The organism is Ectopseudomonas oleovorans, from assembly GCF_003052605.1.
GTDB lineage: Bacteria > Pseudomonadota > Gammaproteobacteria > Pseudomonadales > Pseudomonadaceae > Aquipseudomonas > Aquipseudomonas oleovorans_A.
The window spans coordinates 1-4,442 of record NZ_QASO01000138.1 but is presented as its reverse complement, the minus strand read 5'-3'; the positions used below and the strand labels follow the sequence as shown (position 1 = coordinate 4,442).

General features: G+C 64.2%; 1 protein-coding gene and 3 pseudogenes. 2 read left to right on the top strand and 2 right to left on the bottom strand.

Features of this window, described 5'->3' with window-relative positions:
* Positions 1 to 141: 141 nt before the first annotated feature.
* On the bottom strand, positions 142 to 1,623 hold the full coding sequence (gene gltX / locus DBO86_RS24945) for a glutamate--tRNA ligase (RefSeq protein WP_003459905.1): 1,482 nt from the start codon (positions 1,621 to 1,623) through the stop codon (positions 142 to 144).
* Between the two features lie 33 nt (positions 1,624 to 1,656).
* Positions 1,657 to 2,067 (bottom strand): annotated as a pseudogene (locus DBO86_RS24940) (LysR substrate-binding domain-containing protein); the annotation flags it as partial.
* 2 nt (positions 2,068 to 2,069) lie between these two features.
* On the opposite strand from DBO86_RS24940, the pseudogene DBO86_RS26380 reads away from it, so the two are divergent.
* Positions 2,070 to 2,985, top strand: a pseudogene (locus DBO86_RS26380) (HlyD family secretion protein); the annotation flags it as partial.
* A pseudogene (locus DBO86_RS24930) lies at positions 2,975 to 4,167 on the top strand (MFS transporter). The pseudogenes DBO86_RS26380 and DBO86_RS24930, both read left to right, overlap by 11 nt.
* Positions 4,168 to 4,442: the final 275 nt, after the last annotated feature.

The following is a 4,442-nucleotide window of genomic DNA, read 5'->3' as shown; positions in this document are numbered from 1 at the left end:
AGCTTCGCCCCGGGGCGGGGCTCCTACACAAATGCCGCAGGCACCGCCCCCCTGTAGGAGCCGCGCCTCGCGGCGAATCGTTCGAGCGAACAGCGCAAAACCAAGAGCTTCGCCCCGGGGCGGGGCTCCAGGAGTCTACCGTCAGGCGATGCTCGCCAGCAGCTTCTCCCACTCCTTGGCCTCTTTCTTCGAGGTGCCGCCGAGCAGCTCCAGCGCCTGGCGCAGGCGGAAGCGGGTCAGATCCGGGCCGAGGATTTCCATGGCATCGAGTACCGATACCGAGCTGGCCTGACCGGTGATGGCGGCGAACATCAGCGGCATGGCGTCACGCAGCTTCAGCTCCAGGTGCTCGACCACCGCCTGGATGCAGCCGGTAATACGATCCTTTTCCCACTGACGTAGCGACTCGAGCTTCCACAGGATCAGCTGCATCAGCTGACGCACCTGGTCGGGCGAGAGCTTCTTGTGCTCGAACAGCTTGGCGTCCAGGTTCAGCGCGCCGGAGAAGAAGAAGCCGGCCAGCGGTGCGATCTGGCTGAAGGTTTCCACCCTGCCCTGCACGTGCGGCGCGATCTTCATCAGGTACTCGGGGTTGAGCGCCCACTTCTGCACTTCGGCAGCGAAGGTTTCCACCGGCAGTTCACGCAGCCACTGGCCGTTGAGCCAGGACAGCTTCTCCAGATCGAAGATCGGCCCGCCCAGCGACACGCGGTTGATGTCGAAGTGCTCGATCATCTCGGCCAGGGAGAACTTCTCGCGCTCGTCCGGCATCGACCAGCCCATGCGCCCCAGGTAGTTGAGCATGGCCTGCGGCAGGTAGCCCATACGCTCGTAGAAGGTAATGCTGGTGGGGTTCTTGCGCTTGGACAGCTTGCTCTTGTCCGGATTGCGCAGCAGCGGCATGTAGCACAGCGCCGGCTGTTCCCAGCCGAAGTATTCGTACAACTTGATCAGCTTGGGCGCCGACGGCAGCCATTCCTCGCCACGCAGTACATGGGTAATGCCCATCAGGTGGTCATCGACCACATTGGCCAGGAAGTAGGTCGGCAGGCCATCGGCCTTCATCAGCACCTGCATGTCCATGCGATCCCATGGGATCTCGACATTGCCACGCAGCATGTCCGGCACCACGCAAACGCCTTCGCTCGGTACCTTCATGCGCACCACGTGCGATTCGCCCGCGGCTATGCGACGCTGCGCCTCGGCCGGTTCCAGGTGCATGCAGTGGCCGTCGTAGCGCGGAGTTTCCTTGTTGGCCATCTGCTGCGCGCGCACTTCATCGAGGCGCTCGGCGGAGCAGAAGCATGGGAAGGCATGGCCTTTGCTGACCAGTTCGTCCGAATACTTCTTGTAGATCTCGCCACGCTCGCTCTGCCGGTACGGGCCATGCGGGCCGCCGACATCCGGGCCTTCGTCCCACTCGATGCCCAGCCAGCGCAGGGCATCGAAAATCTGCTGTTCGGACTCACGAGTCGAGCGAACCTGGTCGGTGTCTTCGATGCGCAGGATGAACTGGCCACCGTGCTGACGAGCGAAGCACAGGTTGAACAGCGCTATATAAGCGGTGCCGACATGGGGGTCGCCGGTTGGCGATGGCGCGATACGGGTACGGACGGTGGTCATGAATGCTCTCGGATGGAAGACACGAGGATTGAATCAAGCGGGCGATGTTAGCAGGCCGACGGCCCCTGGCTCCAGCAACCCGCCGCGGGTGATCGGCAAGCTGGCGATAAGAAAGTCGAGGAAGGCCTTGACCTTCATCGCCTGGAAGCGCCGCGAAGGGTAGATGGCGTACACCTCCCCCACCGGCAGGCGCGCCTCGGGCAGCAGCTCGACCAAACGCCCGCTGCGCACAGCCTCCTCGCTGATCATCACCGGCAACCCGCAAATCCCGGCACCTGCCAGCGTCGCCTCACGGGCGAAGGTGATGTTGTTGCAGGTCATCACCCGCTGGCACGGCAGATGTTCGCCCAACAGCGGCCAGTAACGCGGGGCGTCATGCTGCAGCAGGATCGCCCGATACCCCTCCAGCCCGGCAACGCTGCGCGGCGTCCCGTGCGCCGTCAGGCACTCGCGTCTCCAGCCAGTTGAATGCACGCATCGAAAAGGTCCTGGTGCGCGACAACCAACATGTCGAAGCCGGCCAACTCCTGACCGTGCTGGAAGACGCCGATTTCCGCCTGGCGCGCCAGCGCGCCCTCGCCGCTCTGCAAACTCACCAGGCCGAACGCGCCCAAGCGCAGAGCAAACCCGACCAGCAGGCCAACCTGATTGCCGCCAGCCAGGCCGACGTCGCGGCCAGCCAGGCGACCCTCGATCGCTCCAAGCTCGATCTCGGCCGCGCACAGACCCTGCGCAAGCCAGGTTACATCTCCGAAGAACGCGTCACCACCCTGGCCGCCGACAACCGCGTGGCCCGCTCGCAAGTGGCCAAGGCCCAGGCCGATCTGCAGGCGCAACGTCAGCAGGTGGCCAGCCTGGAAGCCGAGCTCAAACGTCTGGACGCGCTGATTCTCGCGGCTCAGGCCGACCTGGAACAGGCCGACCTCAACCTCTCGGGCACGCAGATCCATGCACCGATCAGCGGCATGGTCGGCCAGCGCTCAGCCCGTGAAGGCCAGGTGGTGCAAAGCGGCGCCTACCTGCTGTCGCTGGTGCCGGATCAGGACATCTGGATCCAGGCCAACTTCAAGGAAACCCAGATCGGCCGCATGCGCCCAGGACAGAAAGCCGAACTGTTGTTCGACAGCTACCCGGACACGCCCATCGATCGAAGGCCGCATCGACAGCCTGTTCGCCGCCTCCGGCGCGCAATTCAGTCTGCTGCCGCCAGACAACGCCACCGGCAACTTCACCAAGGTGGTGCAGCGCATCCCGGTCAAGCTGACCTTCGCCGCCGACAACCCGCTGCATGGACTGATCCGCCCCGGCATGTCGGTGGAGGTCACCGTGGATCTGCGCAGCGACGACAGCCATGGCGGGTGATGCGCTGATCCGCCCCACGGCGGAACCCAGCCGCCGCGACTGGATCGCGGTGATGAGCGCCATGCTCAGCGCCTTCATGGTGGTGCTGGATATCCAGATCACCAACTCCTCGCTCAAGGATATCCAGGGCGCGCTGTCCGCCACGCTTGAGGAAGGCTCGTGGATTTCCACGTCCTACCTGGTGGCCGAGATCATCATGATCCCGCTGACCGCCTGGCTGGTACAGCTGCTCTCGGCGCGGCGCCTGGCGGTATGGGTGTCGGTGGGCTTTCTGATCGCCTCGCTGCTGTGCTCCCTGGCCTGGAGTCTGGAGGCCATCGCAAGGACTGGCTGGAGTCGCAACTGATCGTCGGCCTCGGCAGCGTGGCGCTGGTCAGCCTGATCCTGTTCGTCATCCTGCAGATCTCCCGCCCGAAACCGCTGATCAACCTGGGCGTACTGCGCGAGCGCAACTTCGGCCTGGCCAGCATTTCCAGCCTGGGGCTCGGCGTGGGCCTTTATGGATCGATCTATGTGCTGCCGCTGTACCTGGCGCAGATCCAGGGCTACAACGCCATGCAGATCGGCGAAGTGATCATGTGGATGGGTGTGCCGCAGCTGTTCCTGATTCCGCTGGTGCCCAAGCTGATGAAGATCATTTCGCCGAAATGGCTGTGCGCCCTGGGCTTCGCCCTGTTCGGCGCGGCGAGTTTCTTCTCCGGCGTGCTCAACCCGGACTTCGCGGGCGAACAGTTCCAGCACATCCAGATCGTCCGCGCGCTGGGCCAGCCGCTGGTGATGGTCACGGTTTCGCTGATCGCTACGGCCTATATCATGCCGCAGGACGCTGGCTCGGCCTCCAGCCTGTTCAACATCCTGCGCAACCTCGGCGGCGCCATCGGCATCGCCCTGCTCGCCACCCTGCTCGATGCCCGCGCCAAGGTCTATTTCGACTACCTGCGCGAGTCCATAGTGCCGACCAACCCGCAGGTCGATGAACGCCTGCACCTTCTGACGCAAACCCTGGGTAGCGAACAGGCGGCACTGGCCAAGCTCAGCCAGATCGTCCATGAACAGGCGATCATCATGGCCTACAACGATGCCTTCCATTTCATCGGCATCGCCCTGGGTGTGAGCATGCTGACGATCCTGTTGACACGGAAATTGCCGCAGAGCATGGCAGGCGATGGCGCAGCTCACTGACCCTGCTCTGTAGGAGCCGCGCCCCGCCGCGAATCGTTCGCCAAAGCACCGCAAAGCCAACAGCTTCGCCCCGGGGCGGAGCTCCTACACAAACGCCGCAGGCACCACATCACCCTGTAGGAGCCGCGCCCCGCGGCGAATCGAGAGAACGCCACAAAGCCAAAAGCTTCGCCCCGGGGCGGGGCTCCTACACGCATGCCGCAAGCACCGCCCACCCTGTAGGAGCCGCGCCCCGCGGCGAATCGAGAGAACGCCACAAAGCCAAAAGCTTCGCC